This window comes from Neobacillus sp. K501 (genome assembly GCF_053749995.1).
Window position 1 is genome coordinate 243,982 of the sequence record NZ_JBSLYA010000003.1, and the last position, 18,136, is coordinate 262,117.

Below are 18,136 nucleotides of genomic sequence, written 5' to 3' on the forward strand. Positions count from 1 at the left end.
TGGTCCTTGATATAGACAAACATTGATTTTTCAAAAATTACCTAACCATTCATGAACGATACACATTAGCCCACGATAATAATCCTAGTTGTTTGTACGGCACATTCAGTCTCAAATATGCATACAATCTAGAAAAAAGTATAGGGGAATGAAATTGTTAAAATATGAAATTATCATTAATCCAAAATGGCTGCAGAAACTGGAAAAGGATATTTGGATGGATGAACATGTACCGGCCGTTTTAAAAATCGATAATCATCGCTACAAAATTGGTTTGCGCTATCGGGGAAATGTAATTCGAAAAAAGAAGAAGAAATCCTATGATATTGTGTTTCAAAAACCGTATCTTGTAAATGGGGCTCATGAAATTCACTTAAATGCAGAATACGAGGATATTTCACTTAGTCGCAACAAGCTATCTCTCGATTTTTTTGATCGAATAGGTATCATCTCACCTCACTCCAAATATGTCCTCCTCTATATAAATGGTTTTTTAAAAGGTATCTATCTAGAACTAGAATCCTTCGATCAATACCTGTTGCAAAAACGAAAACTTCCAGATGGCCCCATCATATATGCCACGAATTATCATGCGAATTTCTCTCTAATGAATCCCGAAAACGAGTTGAAAACCAATTTAGATGAAGGCTATACAATGAAATACGGTGATCAAAATGAATTAGCGAAATTGGAAAACTTTATAGCCAAGATCAATACCCTAAGTAATGATGAATTTGAAATCGAAGTTGAGAAAATCCTCAATGTTGAACAATATTTGACTTGGCTTTCAGGTGTTGTCTGCACACAAAACTTTGATGGTTTTATTCACAATTACGCCTTATACCTAAATAGTCAGACAAACCTTTATGAAATTACCCCTTGGGATTATGATGGGACATGGGGTAGAGATCTCCATGGCCGGCTTCTTGACCATGATTTTGTACCGATTAGCGGCTATAATACACTGACAGCAAGATTACTCCACTATTACCCATTTAAAAACAAGTACAAAGAAATATTATCCTCTATTTTGGACAATCATTTTTGCCTAAGTAAGTTGGAAACGATTGTTGAGGATCAATTTCACCTGTTAAAACCTTATATCAGGATAGATCCCTATTTATCTGTCAGTGAAGAAAAATTTGAGAAAGAGAAACAGGTTATTTTGGAATTTATCGATAAAAGAAATTCTTATCTTAATAAAGAATTATCTACTTTGATCAACTGACAACCTTTATTATGGATAACCTTCTTTTTTTTTGCCTATTTTTTCAAAAAGATAAGAAAAAAGGCGTCTATATTAGTACAACATCACACCGTGATACATATAGATGCAGTGTAAAAGTTTATTTATTTAAAGGAGGATAATTGTTGTATGAATAAAGACATGTGGAAGTCTTTGGTGGGGAAAACGATCAAGGTGGATAGAGGTGGGCCAGAATCTCGTGTGGGGAAATTAATGGATGTTCTAGACGACCATCTAGTTCTACTTACTGCGGACGATGGCGTTGTTTATTACAATACCCAACATATTAAGAGTGTCACAGAAAACTCAAAAGACCTCATCAATTTAGGGATTGTGGTACCTGAAAACTTCGAATATAAAACAGCTGGAAGCTTCCAGGCCCTGTTAGACTCACTAAAATTTCAATGGGTTAAAATCAATCGTGGCGGACCAGAGAAATTAGAAGGTGTTCTAAGCGAAAGTAATCAAGATTTTGTATCCCTCATTAACAAAGAAGAAGTTGTTCGTTTATCAACCTTCCATATTCGTAACATTAGCTATGGTTTAAAGGTTGAAAAAGCAAATAACGAACAAAGTGAGGATCAAAGCAATCAAGCAAATATGAGTCAATCCGAGCAACAAGCATTGAGACAGCGTGTGGTACGCAGTGAAGATTCACAGGTTAGACAATAAAAAAGATTTCCTTGTCGCTTCTCTTTAGGGAAGCGACAAATTTAACCAAAGGAGGAACGTGTTCATGGGAGAAGGTAATTTTTCATCCACGTTAGATTCACTTAAAGGCTTTTACGTGAATTTATATGTTGGAGAAGAAATTATTAAAGGTAAGTTAATGGGGGTAGAAACAGATCACATCGTCCTCGAAGACGAAAATAAATATATCTTTTACTATAACATTGATAAAATTCAAGCCATCACGAAAAATACAAAGCAGTTTAAAAGTGCAGAAATCACTGATTATACGAAAACACAGAGTTTAAAAGATTTATTACTTTCCTTAAAGAATTCATGGGTAACGATACTTTGTGTAAATAACAAAACCTTCAGTGGAGTTCTAAGCATCGTCGATACAGACTTTGTTACCTTAATAAGTGGTGAAGAAAGAATTTTAGTGAAAATCTCACACATCTCTAATATATTAAAAGGATATAAAAAACAAGAGAATTCTAACACAACAAATAATTCAGCAAGTAATAACGAAGTAGCAGCAGACGACAAAAACCAAGAAATTGAGTCGTCAAATGTAATCGTCAATGAATCTAAAAATGAAAAAAAGGTTTGGTCAGAGCCAATTAAAAATACCTCTGAAAAAACCGTCATTGTAGCTTCATCCAATACTAATACTGAAATGAAAAAATCAAAATCAGAAAAATCACGCTCTGTTAATAAACAGCAAAAATCAGATAAGAAGCAAGTACAGGCGAAAGAAACAAAAATACAGAAAAATGAAGTGATTCATTCAGTAAATAACCGTGAAAAAGAGAATCATGTTACAGTAATTGACAACTCTCGCGAAGCTCCACCAATGCTAATGAACAATATTGCACCTAAAGAAGAACAACCTAAAAAGATGGTTAAAAACGTTCAAAAGCAACAAGATACTCCATCCGTGGTGAAAATGGAAAGTACGAAAAAGACTGTGACCGAAAACAAAAAGATGGAAGAGAAACCAAAGGCACAAGAAGTTGGAGTAGCTAGATTTGCTGGAGAGCCTGCACGAAACTTAGACCGCAGATCTATTTTCTCAGGCTGGCCAAATAGAAAACCTGCAGCACGACGTTTTTAGTGAGCATTCTATGACTGATTGTTACAAATGATTCCTCTCCTAAATCAATACTTTAATTCCTGTGCCGATCAATACCCATTGAAATTTTTCAAAAAGAACTGGGCAACTACTATATATTTACGTGATTCAATCACGATTGCCCTCCCCTTTTTGAAAAAAATTTAAAAGGAAAGGATGTGATGGAATGAAATTAAAGGAAAAAATCGGAAATTATATGAAGCTAGAAATTTCAGGTAATAAGCTGGTAAAAGGAATTTTAATTGACATAGGCAGTGATTTATGGGTCATTTACAATGGGCATGATTACTTATATATTCCCACCGTTCATATTCAAAATTGGAAGTTTTTACGAAATGATGAAATTGAAGAAATCATTACCGTATCCGATGACCAAACTCCCATATTTAATCATAATGAAGAAATTTCGCTGCGGAAAACACTTACGGCTGCTAAGGGGATTTTTACAGAAATTTACGTAACCAGTAAACAGGCTTTACATGGTTATGTCATCAGCATCATGAATAATTATTTCGTGTTTTACTCCCCTATTTATAAAACAATGTTTATCTCCCTCAATCACCTAAAGTGGTTAATTCCTTACACAAATAACCAGCGGCCATATGGTCTTGGCAATGCAAATTTCCCTGTCAATCCATCCAATATTACATTTGCAAGATCTTTTGAAGTACAAATCGATAAGCTGGTCGGAGAACTCATTGTTTTTAATATTGGAGAGAATGAAAATGTTATCGGTAAAATTCAGGGAATTAAAAATAATTTCGTAGAATTAGTAACGGCAAAAGGCGATACCGTTTATGTAAACCTACAACATATCAAAACAGTCCATATGACATAAATGACATTATAGTATTTGCTGTTTGACAATTGGATCAGGAAAATAAACCCAGAGTGTCTAAGGCGGCACTCTTTTATTTATCCAATATCATACATAATGCAAGTGTTAGAAAACCTGAAAATATTTTAGACTTACCCGCATACAATCTATTGATACCATTATTAGCATCAGGAGGTTGCTCATGGATATCATTGTTAGACGCGGTGATTCTTTTTGGTACTTCAGTCAGTTATTTGGATTAAATCTTCAACTTATTTTAGACTCTAATCGTGACATTCAAGCGAACCAGCTCGCTCCTGGTCAACGTATTAGAATTCCCGGTTTCGTATCCCAACAATATACTATTAGGAAAAATGACTCCTTTTGGAGTATTGCACAAGCCAGAAACTTATCACTTGATGCCCTGCTTTTGGTAAATCCCAATGTAAATCCTAATCGTCTCCGTGTTGGTCAAGAAATCCATGTACCACTACGAATTACTTGGCGGCTTGTCCAAGGTAGGCAGGATTACGATTACAGCAAAATGATGCGTGATATTAGGCGTTTACAAACTGTTTATCCATTTTTAAGACTTTCAACGATAGGAAATTCCGTGCTTGGAAATGGGATTCCTGAAATTCTACTTGGCCGTGGGTCGAAAAGAGTCCATTATAATGGCTCCTTTCACGCCAATGAGTGGATTACGACCCCTGTAATAATGACCTTTATCAATGATTATTGTTTGTCATTAACAAATCAGAATGCTATTCGCGGGCTATCAACCGCCCCACTTTACCAACAAACTACTTTATCGCTCGTTCCGATGGTCAACCCTGATGGTGTTAGTCTTGTATTGAACGGACCGCCTGATCATGAACCGTGGAGAAATCGAGTGCTTGAACTCAATAATGGCAGTACTGATTTTTCCGGTTGGAAAGCCAATATACGTGGAGTAGATTTAAATGATCAATTCCCCGCAAAGTGGGAATTGGAAAAGGCTCGTAATCCAAGTCAGCCAGGGCCTAGAGATTATGTAGGTGAAAGACCATTGTCAGAGCCAGAAGCCATTGCGATGGCCGTTTTAACAAAAAGACGAGATTTTGCCAGAGTACTAGCCTTTCATACTCAGGGTGAGGTCATTTACTGGGGCTTTGAAAACCTCGAACCACCAGAATCTCAAATCATTGTCAACGAATTTAGCCGCGTCAGCGGTTACGAACCAGTCAAAACCATCGAAAGCTACGCCGGTTACAAAGACTGGTTCATTCAAGACTGGCGAAGACCTGGCTTCACCGTCGAACTCGGCAGCGGCATCAACCCCCTCCCACTCAGCCAATTCGACGAAATCTACCAAGAAACACTTGGTATCTTCCTCGCTGGGCTGTATATGTAATTGTTGGGTGCCACCGCTCGTGGACACTATCCACCTCAGGCGAACAGTTAATTATGTTTAGGAAGAGAAAAGGCACGTTGTGTGCTTTTTCTTTTTGTCCTTTCATAAGATTGTGCTATGGTAAATGTATCAATGGTTGCAATAAATCAAGAGTTGGTGGAGTATGGAACGGATTGTCTTGTTTGATGGTGTATGTAATCTTTGCAATAGCAGCGTCCAATTTATTATCAAAAGAGATCCGAAAGGGTATTTTAAATTTGCTTCCCTTCAAAGTGTAGTTGGTAATGATTTATTAACGCAGTACGGCCTGAATCAAGAAATAGATAGTTTAGTATTAATTGAAAACAAAACGATTTATATGAGATCTACTGCTGCACTACGAATAGGTATGAAATTACATGGTTTTTGGAAATTCCTTGCGATTTTTCTAATCGTCCCTCCCACTATTCGCGATTTTCTTTATAAAATCGTAGCCAAGAATCGCTATAATTGGTTTGGCAAAAGAGAAAGCTGTATGCTTCCCACTCCAGAAATGAAAAACAGATTTATAAATTAATTGAAAAAAATTCTTATGAAATGGACATGTTCACTACATGCCTGTACAACAAGTACATATATTAAAGTAACCCATGATACAATACCTCCTTTAGAAAGTGGTCCCCGCCACTTTCTCTTTTTTATTTATCCCTCATTTAATTAAAACAAAAAAATACCTTTGAACACTGTTCAAAGGTCAAGGTGAGCTTAGTGGTCAAGGCTAAGCCCATATTTTAGGAGGTCTAAACTCAGAAGAATTTAAACATCTTTATTGTACCATTTTCGAAATTTTCCATCAATATTGCGATGGTTTAAAGTGTAAAAGTTAGTAAAAAAGACCTACAAACGAGTCAATGATCACTTCTGCATCTTCATTTATTTCTAAACTTAAACCTTCATAACAATAATTTTTCCATACAATTTATTGTTGACACTCTTGTATATACAAGTTAAAATGAAAACGTAATCATAAACTTGTATATACAGGTTGTCCGCTTCGGTGAAAACGCACACATTTACCTGTACATATAAGGCATATTTTATTTGATCAGGATTGGATCACTTTTCCAATTCTAAACAGGGGGAAAAATAGATGACAAAGTTCACAGAGTCTGCAAAAGAACTACTGGAACACGTTGGGGGTAAGGATAATATTGCAGCCGTCACCCATTGTGTGACGAGAATGCGGTTCGTTTTGAACGATCCGAGTAAAGCAGATGTAAAAAAAATCGAAGCAATTAAACCTGTAAAAGGCACCTTCACTCAAGCAGGTCAATTCCAGGTTATCATTGGGAACGACGTACCGAGCTTTTATCAAGAATTTGTTAAAATGGCTGGAGTCGATGAAACGACAAAAGAAGAAGCAAAAGTAGCAGCAAAGCAAAATATGAACTGGCTGCAGCGAATGGTCGCCCATCTAGCCGATATCTTTACACCATTGATTCCTGCCCTCGTAGTCGGAGGTTTGATTCTTGGCTTTAGAAATGTGATTGGCGATATCAAAATGCTTGAAGATGGAACAAAATCCATCATTGAAGTTTCGCAATTCTGGGCTGGTGTTCATGCCTTCCTTTGGTTAATAGGTGAAGCGGTATTCCACTTCCTCCCTGTTGGTATCACCTGGTCCGTTGCGAGAAAAATGGGTGCAACACCGATTTTAGGTATCGTTCTTGGGATTACGTTAGTTTCTCCGCAATTACTAAATGCCTACGGAGTCGCAGGAGCAAAGGATATTCCTGTATGGGACTTTGGATTTGCTCAAATTGATATGATTGGTTATCAAGCTCAGGTCATCCCTGCAATATTAGCGGGAATCTTACTAGCGTTTTTAGAAACCAGATTGCGTAAAGTCATTCCTAACTCGATTTCTATGATCGTAGTTCCGTTCTTAGCGCTGCTTCCAACTGTATTAATCGCTCATACTGTTTTAGGTCCTGTTGGCTGGGCGATCGGATCTTGGGTTTCAGATGTAGTCTATTCTAGTTTAACTTCTGCCTTTGGCTGGTTGTTTGCTGCAATCTTCGGATTTGCGTATGCACCACTTGTAATCACGGGTTTACATCATATGACTAATGCCATTGACCTCCAGTTAATGAGTGAATTAGGTGGAACAAACCTTTGGCCAATGATTGCCCTATCAAATATTGCTCAAGGTTCTGCTGTACTTGCCATGATCTATATTAATCGTAAAAATGAAGAAGAAAAACAAGTATCAATTCCAGCTGCGATTTCCTGTTATTTAGGTGTAACAGAACCAGCGATGTTCGGTATCAATCTTAAATATGGCTTCCCTTTCCTTGCAGCGATGTTAGGTTCACTAACAGCAGCTGTCATTTCAGTCGGAAGTGATGTTATGGCTAACTCAATCGGTGTCGGCGGTCTTCCAGGTATCCTTTCGATCCAACCGCAGCACATGGTTATGTTTGCCATCGCCATGGTAGTAGCCATTGTCGTCCCTTTTATCTTAACCGTTGTTTTTGCAAAAACTGGAATGAACAAATTCTCTTTTAAAAAATAATGAATGAAGGAGGGAGAACGTCTCCCTCCTTTTCCGCATTAAGGTTCTCACAAAATTAGGTAGGTGTTTTTAATGTCAACAGCATGGTGGAAAAAAGCAGTCGTGTATCAAATTTACCCAAAGAGTTTTAAGGATACCAATGGTAATGGTACTGGTGATATCCGAGGCATCATTGAAAAACTCGATTACTTAAAGAAACTAGGTGTTGATGTCCTCTGGCTCACTCCAATCTATCAATCGCCCCAGCGGGATAATGGTTATGATATTAGTGATTATTACACGATCCAAAAAGAATATGGGACGATGGAAGATTTCGAAGAGCTACTTGCTGAAGCTCATCAGCGTGGAATAAAAATCATTATGGATATCGTCATCAACCATACCTCCACCGAGCATGAGTGGTTTAAGCAAGCCCGGTCCTCTAAAAATAATCCTTATCGTGACTTTTACATTTGGCGGGATGGTAGAGATGGACAGGTCCCTACTAATTGGGAGTCTAAATTTGGTGGCTCAGCATGGCAATATGATGAAACAACCGAGCAGTATTACTTACACCTTTTCGATGTTACCCAGGCGGATCTCAATTGGGAAAATGAAATGGTTCGTGCAGCTCTATATGAAATGATGCATTTCTGGCTTAAAAAAGGTGTTGATGGTTTCCGTCTTGACGTCATCAATTTAATATCAAAGGACCAAGCCTTCCCTGAGGATGATAGTGATGGCCGCAAATTTTATACGGATGGGCCGCGGATTCATGAATTTCTACATGAAATGAATGAGCAGGTTTTTTCAAAATATGACATCATGACGGTCGGAGAAATGTCTTCTACCTCTATAGATAATTGCATCCGATACACAAATCCTCATGAGGAAGAATTGAATATGGTCTTTAGCTTCCACCATTTGAAAGTCGATTACCCTAATGGAGAAAAATGGACAAAAGCCGAATTTGATTTCCAATCCTTGAAAAATATCCTTTCCAAATGGCAGGTTGAAATGAATCAAGGTGGCGGCTGGAATGCCCTCTTCTGGTGTAACCATGATCAACCAAGAGCTGTCTCCCGCTTTGGTAATGACCAAGAGTTTCATAAGGAATCTGCTAAAATGCTGGCGACAGCGATTCATATGATGCAAGGAACTCCTTATATTTATCAAGGAGAAGAATTTGGGATGACGAATCCGAATTTTAATCAGATTGAGGACTATCGAGATGTAGAGTCTCTGAACATCTTTAAATTAAAGAAAATGGAAGGTATGTCAGATTCCGAGATTATGGCGATTTTAAAACAAAAATCGCGGGATAACTCGAGAACTCCAGTCCAATGGGATGCTAGTCATAATGCAGGATTTACTTCGGGAACGCCATGGATTGAACCTGCAGCGAATTATCACGAAATTAATGCTGAAAATGCTTTAAGTGCTGGTGATTCTGTATTTTATCATTACCAAAAACTCATTCAACTTCGTAAAGAATTTGATGTGATTACCGATGGGGATTTTGAAATGATCTCAGAAAATGATCCATCGATTTTTGCTTATGTACGAACTATGGCTGATGAAAAGCTATTGGTGATTAATAATTTTTATGACAAAAAGGTCACATTTACACTCCCTGTGAAAATAGACATTGCTGATTTCGTCGGCTGTATGCTACTCTCAAATTATCAGGACTCTTCTCCTCTAGGAAAAGAATGGCAGTTACGACCATATGAGTCCATTGTTTATCACTTGAAAAAGTAATGGGAGATTTTTATGACGAACAAGTACCAAATAATCTATAACACCATTGTCGAGCAAATAAAATGTGGGCAAATTGAAGCCAATACACTTCTTCCCTCTGAAAATGAGCTGAAGGAACAATATACTACTTCAAGAGAAACGATCAGAAAGGCACTCAACCTGCTTGCTCAAAATGGCTACATTCAAAAAGTGCAAGGAAAAGGTTCGATCGTGATTGATATCAATAAATTTGATTTTCCTGTATCTGGCTTAGTAAGTTTCAAGGAACTCGCTGAAAAAATGGGTGAAAAACCGAAAACGATGGTGAATGAACTTTCCTTAATGAAGAAACCGGAAGGCTATATAAAACAGCAACTCCAGTTATCTGGAAAGGATCAGGTTTGGAAGGTAATAAGAACAAGGGAAATTGGCGGTAATAAGATCATTCTTGATAAAGATTTTTTAGTGAAAAAGTTTGTACCTGAATTAACAGAAGAGATTTGTGCAGATTCCATTTACGAATATCTTGAAAATGAATTAAACTTGAAAATTAGTTTTGCGAAAAAGGAAATTGTTGTGGTCGAACCCACCGAGGAGGACAGGTCCCTTTTAGACCTAGAAGGTTTTCATAGTATTGTTGTCATTAAAAATTATGTATATTTAGATGATGCCAGTCTTTTTCAATACACCGAATCGCGACATCGACCTGATAAATTCCGTTTTGTTGATTTTGCTCGGAGATCAAACTAATACTTGTCATAGACCTCAAGGAGTACTTGGGGTCTATTTAATTGGAAAAAAGACCTAATTATGTGAGATATTTCACAGTTTAATGATGATTTTATCCTTACAATTGACTTATGTATTTGTTACTATATTCTATAATAAGATAAATTTTGGAAGTGATCGGATGATATTTAAACCTGGCCTATACGAACTGAAAACTCAAATTGAACTTCTTCGAGAAGAAATGATTTCAACCGCGTTAGCTGAAGGACTAAACAGTGAACAAACGATCATGCTTAGTCAGAAGCTGGATGATTATATAACTACCTATATTTCTATGGAATATCAGGATGGTAATGGGTGCAACCGAAGTTAAATGGCCCCTTTCTTTCTTTATATCAGGATACGCACACAAACCATAATTCCCTCGTTTACATAAACTATTAAAAATTGCGGACGAGGTGTTGAAATGAAAGAACAACAAACAGTAATTTCCCTACTTGGGAGTGCTGGAGGAGTCGCAAAATCAGTTTTATCCCTTTTAAATAAATCAGTTATGGATCAAAATGATCCTATTCACCACATCATCAAGAATAGTAAAATCCACTTAATTGACTTGAAGCAAAAAAATTCCCAATACTACCAAACGCTATTCCCCCATTTATCTCAGTACTTAACTCTTCATCAATTTGATCTAAAAGATAAGTCGAAATTGATCCACCATCTTAAATACTCCAATACTAAAATTCTAATCGATGTTTCTTGGGCAGATACGGTCGAAATGCTTGAATGCTGTGACCAACTAGGAATTAAATATGTGAATTCTGCTTTAGAAAATACCTTCATTGATGATCATGAAGAACAGTTTCTCGGTTTTCCTCTCATTGAAAGAATCATTCATTTTGAAAAACATAAGGACAAGTTCACTCATACAACAGCGATTGTTTGCTCTGGTATGAATCCAGGTGTTGTTCAATGGATGGCAATAGAATTGATGAAGCAGCATCCCAATGAAATTCCTCTTGGCTGTTATATCGTTGAACATGATAATTCCTTTTTTAAAAATAAGGAGGTAGCAAAAAACAATGTGATCTACACCACGTGGTCGCCTGAATGTTTTCTAGATGAAGCGATTCTTTGCTATCCAATGTTTATGAAACAACATACACCCCTCTTTTTATACGATAATGTCTATGATGTGGAATTTAAAGTAACTTTAGGTGATAAGGAATTTTATGGGTGTTTAATGCCCCACGAGGAAGTCTATACACTTGGTAAATGGTTTAACATGGAAAGTGGATTTTTATATAAAGTGAATGACCATACGACAAATATCATTCGTAATAATCTCGATGATGTAGATGTTTTATGGGACTTTGAAATGAAGGTGCTTGACCCGCTTGACACTCCTCTTATTGGCGAAGATTTAGTTGGAGTGCTCCTGGTCTATCCTGACAAGGAAAGGTACATGTATAACATCATGGATAACGAAACCATTTACTCAGAGTTTAAAACGAACGCCACCTATTTTCAGGTTGCATGTGGTATTTATGCGGCATTCTCCGTATTACTTCTCGACCTCATCCCAAACGGTGTTTATTATGTCGATAACCTTTTACTTAAAACGACGAATCGATATGGTGAATTTTTAACCTATCATATGAAAAATTTTGTAATTGGAGAAAATTTGAAGACGGATGGACTACTTTTAGATAGAATGCGAGAATTTCTAGATTGATAAAAGGCTTGGAGAAATATTTAATCTCTTTTTACGACCATCTCCCTTTTTCTATTAATTTGCTAGGAATGAATTTAGAAAAATTTAGCAGTATTTCAGTCTTCCATGTATAATAATAGTAAAAAAAATAGAAAAGGAGAATTTCAGTGGATCATTTTGTGAGTGAGTTTCGAAATATTCCGACGACCTGTATTTCCGATGCATTGGAAGGACTTAATAATTTACACCCTGCGATAAAACCTTTAAAGGAAGAGTACAAGCTTGCTGGCAGAGCGTTAACAGTCAAAATTCCAGTTGGTGATAATTTGGCAGTACTAAAAGCAATACGCGCTGCTAATCCAGGGGATATTTTAGTTGTCGATGCAAAAGGGGATGAATACCGTGCTATTGCCGGTGATTTTGTGGTCGGAATGGCACAAACACTAGGCGTTGGGGGTATCGTGGTTGATGGTGTGATCCGTGACATAGTCGGGATTAAAGCGTTACACTTCCCTGTATTCTCTAGAGGCACAACCGTCGCAGCGAGTGGCAAAGCCGGTGTCGGAGAAATCAATGTTCCAGTTTCATGTGGCGGTGTCTCAATAAATCCAGGAGATATCATTGTTGGTGATGCGGATGGTGTCGTTGTCATCCCTCAATCAATTGAACAAGAGGTATTAACAAAATCTCTGGAGAAATTAGAAAAAGACCAAATCAGAGAAGCTGGTATCTCTGGAAATCGTGAAGCGATTATGAAACATCTAGATCAACTACTCGCAAAATAATCCCCAATTGGGGTGCCATTTTTTAACTCATAGCAGTTAAAAGAAAAAATATAAGTGGAGCTTGGGATTAATCCGAGCCCCACTTTTTTTCTTTTAACTGCAGAAATTGTAGTTTATATATCGTACTATTTCTTTTCAAAAACCATACAATGGAATATACGTTCGATGAGGAGGAGAGAATCGTGACCAAGAAGACGGATTCTTTCGTAACAGCTGAGATGGTTGGTAAATATTATGAGTTGAACAAGAGGAGAAAAGAAATTGAATTGGAAATGAATGAATTAAAAGATGTATTTAATGACTACTTTAATAATCTAGTTGGCCCTAATGATAAAGGTGAAATTACTGTCAATGGCTATAAACTTCAAAGACAGGTTCGAAAAACGGAAAGGTTTAATGAGGAAGTAACCGTAAAAAGGCTCGAGGATTTACTAATGAATGATCTGATCCAAGTCGTAAAGAAACCGGATGATGTCAAAATAAAAGCGGCGCTTCAACTCGGATTAATAAATGAACAGCAATTAGAGGGCTGTATTTCGACAACTTACTCCCCTGCTATCTCGATAAAAACCTTAACTCCCAAATAAATATAAAATTCAGAGCCGCTAGCTAATAGACCAGTGGCTCTTTTTAATTTTTGAAAAATTATCCTTCTAAAATTCATTTTTTTCTGTTAAATTTAGAGAATGATATTTTCAGATTGTTGGTTATGGAGGGATAAAGATGAATTCTCTAGGAGCAGTTTTGCCCTATCCTAGAGCGAAGGGCATAATTTTGGTACTTATAGCCGCTACCTCTTGGGGGGTATCTGGAACAGTCGCACAATTTTTGTTTCATCAGCAAGGCTTCAGTACAAATTGGCTGGTAGTCATTCGCATGATTTTAGCAGGAATTGGTTTGTTATTCTTTTCTCATACAGTAGGAAAGCAAAACATTTGGAGTATTTGGAAGAATAAAAAGGATCTTCTCCAACTCTGTATCTTTGGGATCATTGGCATGCTTGGCGTTCAATATACCTTTTTTGCCGCAATCAACCACAGTAATGCAGCGACAGCAACCGTTATCCAGTACCTTGCACCGGTAATGATTGCTGTATATATATGTGTCAAAGCGAAAAAATTACCCGTTAAAAATGAGGTCATTGCAATTGTATTAGCCTTAGTGGGAACCTTTCTACTTGTCACGAAAGGAAATATTCATTCCCTGTCCATATCGGGACCTGCCTTTATATGGGGAATCCTTTCTGCATTTGCCCTTGCCTTCTATACCCTTTACCCGGCAAATTTGCTTTCAAAATGGGGAACGTTATTAACTGTTGGCTGGGGAATGATGATTGGCGGAGTTGGTTTTAGTTTTATACATCCACCATGGAAGTTTGAAGGTGATTGGTCGCTGCCTGCTTTTTTGGCCGTTGTCTTCGTTGTACTTTTTGGAACGATCATCGCTTTTTTATGTTATATGGAAAGCTTGAAATACATCAAAGCCTCAGAAGCAAGTCTATTAGCTTGTGTTGAGCCATTATCAGCGGCATTTCTTGCAGTAGCTTGGCTTCATGTTCCATTCAGTCCAATCGAATGGATAGGTGCACTTTTCATCATTGCAACCATATTTATTTTATCGATGGTTAAAAAATAGACAGAAAAAAGGTGACAAACTTTTGTCACCTTTTTTTAGAATATGAAGGATTGAACTAATATAAACAATACAAATGCTGCAAGAAAGAGATTTAAATAGCCACGGCGTTTTTGCCCTTCTTTAAGCTCAGATACTCCCCCAACTAGGATAAAGGCACATAACCCCAGCATCATGAACGGCTGAGCGACAAAATTTTTTGTGATTAATCCATATCCTGCTAATAGCAGAACAATGATTCCTAATACGATTCTAGTCTTTTTCAACAAGTAGATCCCTCCTCCCCTTATTGTACAATAATAGCTTGTTTGCACAATAGAAAAAGCTGCCATTATGACAGCTTTTGTTACTTAATTGGTTAATTTTCTATACTGACCAGCGAAGTATATTAACGGGTCTCCTTCATTTACTTTTAGGTCGGTCACCTCACCAATAAATAAAATGTGGTCTCCTGCCTCAACTTCGTTGTATAGATTACACACGAGATTGGCTAGGGCATCTTTGATAACGGGCAATTCCCCGAATTGTTCAAATGAATATGGCGCTGCATCCTTTATCTGACCAGCGAAACGCATCGACTCCTCCTGCTGTTCACCAGAAAGAAAGCTGACGGCAAATCTTTTCGCTTTTTGAATACTTGTAAGCATTTTTGCCCTTTTATCAATAGAGATCAACACAAGTTTCGGATTTAATGAGACTGACATAAAGGCATTGGCGGTCATGCCGTGTGCATCCCCGTCCATTTCCGTTGTTACGACAGTAATCCCTGTTGCAAACTTCCCCATTGCATTTCGAAAAAAACGATCATCCATTCTACTCCACTCCTGTTCTGCCTTTTTTCTTTAGGATAATTCAATTTTATTACACTTCTTTCTTCTATTCTGAAATCATCCTATGAAGTAAGTTTTCTAGTATTCCTCTTCATTTTCCTTCCACCAATTCTAATTGACTTTTTTGAAAATTTAAAATACTATCGGAATATAATACATATATTTGGGGGAAAAAAGATGGATATCGATGTGGTTGTCGTTGGAGCTGGACTTGCAGGCTTAGTTGCAACAGCAGAACTTGCAGAAGCTGGTAAGAAAGTACTGCTTCTCGATCAGGAACCGGAGGCATCTTTTGGTGGACAAGCCTGGTGGTCCTTTGGTGGTTTATTTCTAGTCGATTCACCAGAACAGCGTAGAATGGGAATTAAGGATTCCCGGGAACTTGCCTGGCAGGATTGGTTAGGTTCTGCTGGATTTGACCGTGAGAATGACGAGGATTATTGGGGGAAAAAATGGGCGGAGGCTTATGTTGACTTTGCTTCAGGTGAAAAACGAGAATGGTTATACACGATGGGAGTTCGATTTTTCCCTGTAGTCGGCTGGGCAGAACGTGGCGGTTATTTAGCTGAAGGACATGGTAATTCCGTGCCTCGCTTTCACATCGTCTGGGGAACAGGTCCTGGGATTGTGAAACCTTTTGAGGACAGAGTTCGGAAAGCAATCGAAGCTGGTCTGGTCGACTATCGGCCGCGTCATCGAGTGAATGAACTTATTACAGAAAACGGTGCTGTTATCGGTGTTAAGGGGTCGATTCTTGTTCCGAGTTCAGCTTCCCGTGGTGAAGAAAGCTCCCGTGAAGTCATTGGAGATTTTGAATTCCAGGGAAAGGCTGTGATGATCACAAGCGGTGGGATTGGAGCAAACTTTGACCTCATTCGAAAAAATTGGCCGGAACGACTTGGTGAAGCACCTAAAAGGATGATTTCCGGAGTCCCAGCCCATGTAGACGGGAGAATGCTTGAGATTACTGAGAGAGCCGGTGGCCGAATTGTGAATCGTGATAGGATGTGGCATTACACCGAAGGAATTAAAAATTGGAATCCGGTTTGGCCTCAGCACGGAATCAGAATCCTCCCTGGTCCCTCTTCTATTTGGTTAGATGCCAAAGGACAACGCTTTGGTGCACCGAATTTCCCGGGGTTTGATACGTTAGGTACACTTGAAGCGATACAAAAGACGGGATATGATTACTCATGGTTTATTTTAACCCAGAAAATAATTGAAAAAGAATTTGCCTTATCAGGATCAGAGCAAAATCCCGATTTGACAGGGAAAAGTATTAAAAAAGTATTATCACGTGTTCTCCCTGGACCGACAGCCCCAGTGAAAGCTTTCATGGATGAGGGTGAGGATTTTGTAATTGCAAATACATTGCCGGACCTCGTTGTTGGAATGAATAAGCTCACTGGGGAAAATTTACTTAATCTTGAAGATATCGAACGGCAAATTACTGCCAGAGATCGTGAGATGGATAATAAGTTTACGAAGGATTTGCAAATTACTGCAATCAGAGGAGTGAGAAATTATCTAGGTGATAAACTGATTCGAGTTGCCTCCCCACATAAAATTCTTGATCCTAAAAATGGTCCCTTAATTGCTGTTCGCCTAAACATTGTAAGCCGAAAAACTTTGGGTGGCCTACAAACAGATTTAGCGGGCCGGGTTTTGAATGATACTGGTAATCCTGTTCCTGGTTTATATGCAGCTGGAGAGGTTTCGGGTTTTGGCGGCGGTGGGGTTCATGGCTATCGTGCTTTGGAAGGAACCTTCGTCGGAGGTTGTCTGTTTACTGGAAGACAAGCAGGTCGCGCCCTGGCAAAGGAACTTGGTTAATAACTAGCAATTTCTTCCTCCAATTCTCTTGAAATTTATACCATATATATGAAATAAATAGTATAATTGGAGTATATACTACAACATGAGTCAGTCTTTGGAGGTGAATATACAATGTCAGAAAAACCAATTCATTATGACGGAAGTATTCAGAATAGTGAATCTTCAAATGATGAAGGAACCGTAAATGAGCAGTTTCAATTAACAGATGAAATGAGATTGAACATTTCTGGAAACCCTTACATGTTCGAAAAATAGCTAATGCTTTAAGGATTTGTTATCGCTGATAACGGATCCTTTTTTTGCTAGAATGATTTTTCAAATATTGCACAAACTAAACTGACCATCTTTAAAAAAGGAAGGAAAGAACTTATGACAAAAGTTTTGTACATTACTGCCCATCCACATGATGATACTCAGTCCTATAGTATGGCTGTTGGAAAAGCATTTATTGACGCCTATAAAGAAGTAAATCCTAGCCACGAAATTATTCCGGTGGATCTTTATACGGAAAATATTCCTCAGCTGGATGTTGATATTTTTAGCGGCTGGGGAAAGCTTCGATCTGGGGAGAGTTTTGAAACCCTATCAGGAGAAGAAAAAGCGAAAGTCGGTCGACTCTCTGAGCTATCTGAACAGTTTATTGGCGCAGATAAATATATCTTTGTAACGCCATTATGGAATTTCTCATTTCCTCCTGTGATAAAGGCGTATATTGATGCTGTTGCTGTCGCGGGCAAGACTTTTAAATATACGGAAAAAGGCCCAGTAGGCCTATTAACCGATAAGAAAGCATTACATATTCAAGCCCGCGGCGGAATTTACTCAGAAGGACCAGCTGCGCAATTGGAGATGGGTCACCGCTTTCTTGAAATTATCATGCAATTCTTTGGGGTGCCTTCGTTTGAAGGGCTATTCGTAGAGGGACATAACGCTATGCCAGACAAAGCACAGGAAATCAAAGAAAATGCCATTGCACGTGCTAAGGATTTAGCACATACTTTTTAGTTTTTTAAGGGTCTTTTCATGACCTCAGATATTGATTCAGATGGAGTTTGGGGTCATGAAAAGTGAATTCATGAC

The 18,136-nt window shown here is 38.0% G+C and carries 19 protein-coding genes; 17 read left to right on the top strand and 2 right to left on the bottom strand.

The features are described from left to right. The first annotated feature begins 148 nt into the window (after window positions 1-148). From ACWM35_RS09205 to ACWM35_RS09270, 14 genes are all read left to right on the top strand, one after another. A complete protein-coding gene (locus tag ACWM35_RS09205) occupies window positions 149-1,228 on the top strand; it encodes a CotH kinase family protein (protein WP_454817564.1) in 1,080 nt (359 codons plus the stop codon). A gap of 147 nt (window positions 1,229-1,375) precedes the next feature. Further along, a complete protein-coding gene (locus ACWM35_RS09210) occupies window positions 1,376-1,918 on the top strand; it encodes a hypothetical protein (RefSeq protein WP_454817566.1) in 543 nt (180 codons plus the stop codon). 64 nt (window positions 1,919-1,982) lie between these two features. Continuing rightward, the gene (locus tag ACWM35_RS09215; RefSeq protein ID WP_454817568.1) at window positions 1,983-3,029 is read left to right on the top strand and encodes a hypothetical protein; all 1,047 of its coding nucleotides are present in this window, start codon (window positions 1,983-1,985) and stop codon (window positions 3,027-3,029) included. Window positions 3,030-3,213: 184 nt separating this feature from the next. Further along, on the top strand, window positions 3,214-3,885 hold the full coding sequence (locus ACWM35_RS09220; protein ID WP_454817570.1) for a DUF2642 domain-containing protein: 672 nt from the start codon (window positions 3,214-3,216) through the stop codon (window positions 3,883-3,885). 181 nt (window positions 3,886-4,066) lie between these two features. Then, window positions 4,067-5,257, top strand: a complete 1,191-nt coding sequence (locus tag ACWM35_RS09225; protein WP_454817571.1) for a M14 family metallopeptidase — start codon at window positions 4,067-4,069, stop codon at window positions 5,255-5,257. A gap of 163 nt (window positions 5,258-5,420) precedes the next feature. Beyond that, window positions 5,421-5,813: a thiol-disulfide oxidoreductase DCC family protein gene (locus ACWM35_RS09230; RefSeq protein ID WP_454817573.1), complete on the top strand. Its 393-nt coding sequence runs from the start codon at window positions 5,421-5,423 to the stop codon at window positions 5,811-5,813. A gap of 573 nt (window positions 5,814-6,386) precedes the next feature. Next, window positions 6,387-7,811: a PTS system trehalose-specific EIIBC component gene (treP, locus tag ACWM35_RS09235; RefSeq protein WP_454817575.1), complete on the top strand. Its 1,425-nt coding sequence runs from the start codon at window positions 6,387-6,389 to the stop codon at window positions 7,809-7,811. Window positions 7,812-7,883: 72 nt separating this feature from the next. Beyond that, window positions 7,884-9,551, top strand: coding sequence for an alpha,alpha-phosphotrehalase (treC, locus tag ACWM35_RS09240; protein ID WP_454817577.1), 1,668 nt, complete (start codon window positions 7,884-7,886; stop codon window positions 9,549-9,551). Window positions 9,552-9,563: 12 nt separating this feature from the next. Beyond that, window positions 9,564-10,280 (top strand): trehalose operon repressor, encoded by a 717-nt coding sequence (gene treR / locus ACWM35_RS09245; RefSeq protein WP_454817579.1) that lies wholly within the window; start codon window positions 9,564-9,566, stop codon window positions 10,278-10,280. A gap of 160 nt (window positions 10,281-10,440) precedes the next feature. Then, window positions 10,441-10,632: a Spo0E family sporulation regulatory protein-aspartic acid phosphatase gene (locus tag ACWM35_RS09250; RefSeq protein ID WP_454817581.1), complete on the top strand. Its 192-nt coding sequence runs from the start codon at window positions 10,441-10,443 to the stop codon at window positions 10,630-10,632. A gap of 93 nt (window positions 10,633-10,725) precedes the next feature. Beyond that, window positions 10,726-11,994, top strand: coding sequence for an S-adenosylmethionine decarboxylase related protein (locus ACWM35_RS09255; protein WP_454817583.1), 1,269 nt, complete (start codon window positions 10,726-10,728; stop codon window positions 11,992-11,994). Between the two features lie 146 nt (window positions 11,995-12,140). Continuing rightward, on the top strand, window positions 12,141-12,758 hold the full coding sequence (locus ACWM35_RS09260; RefSeq protein WP_454817585.1) for an RraA family protein: 618 nt from the start codon (window positions 12,141-12,143) through the stop codon (window positions 12,756-12,758). A gap of 182 nt (window positions 12,759-12,940) precedes the next feature. After that, window positions 12,941-13,345 (top strand): hypothetical protein, encoded by a 405-nt coding sequence (locus tag ACWM35_RS09265; RefSeq protein ID WP_454817587.1) that lies wholly within the window; start codon window positions 12,941-12,943, stop codon window positions 13,343-13,345. A gap of 136 nt (window positions 13,346-13,481) precedes the next feature. Beyond that, the gene (locus ACWM35_RS09270; RefSeq protein WP_454817589.1) at window positions 13,482-14,393 is read left to right on the top strand and encodes a DMT family transporter; all 912 of its coding nucleotides are present in this window, start codon (window positions 13,482-13,484) and stop codon (window positions 14,391-14,393) included. Between the two features lie 35 nt (window positions 14,394-14,428). Here ACWM35_RS09270 and ACWM35_RS09275 read toward each other — a convergent pair whose 3' ends face one another. Beyond that, window positions 14,429-14,659, bottom strand: a complete 231-nt coding sequence (locus ACWM35_RS09275) for a hypothetical protein (RefSeq protein ID WP_454817590.1) — start codon at window positions 14,657-14,659, stop codon at window positions 14,429-14,431. 81 nt (window positions 14,660-14,740) lie between these two features. Beyond that, a complete protein-coding gene (locus ACWM35_RS09280; RefSeq protein WP_454817592.1) occupies window positions 14,741-15,202 on the bottom strand; it encodes a flavin reductase family protein in 462 nt (153 codons plus the stop codon). Between the two features lie 195 nt (window positions 15,203-15,397). On the opposite strand from ACWM35_RS09280, the gene ACWM35_RS09285 reads away from it, so the two are divergent. From ACWM35_RS09285 to ACWM35_RS09295, 3 genes are all read left to right on the top strand, one after another. Continuing rightward, complete coding sequence (locus tag ACWM35_RS09285) at window positions 15,398-17,053, top strand: FAD-binding dehydrogenase (RefSeq protein ID WP_454817594.1); 1,656 nt, start codon at window positions 15,398-15,400, stop codon at window positions 17,051-17,053. A gap of 114 nt (window positions 17,054-17,167) precedes the next feature. Beyond that, window positions 17,168-17,311: a hypothetical protein gene (locus ACWM35_RS09290; protein ID WP_454817596.1), complete on the top strand. Its 144-nt coding sequence runs from the start codon at window positions 17,168-17,170 to the stop codon at window positions 17,309-17,311. A 114-nt stretch (window positions 17,312-17,425) separates the two neighbouring features. Continuing rightward, window positions 17,426-18,061 (top strand): FMN-dependent NADH-azoreductase, encoded by a 636-nt coding sequence (locus ACWM35_RS09295; RefSeq protein ID WP_454817598.1) that lies wholly within the window; start codon window positions 17,426-17,428, stop codon window positions 18,059-18,061. The last annotated feature ends 75 nt before the right edge of the window (window positions 18,062-18,136 follow it).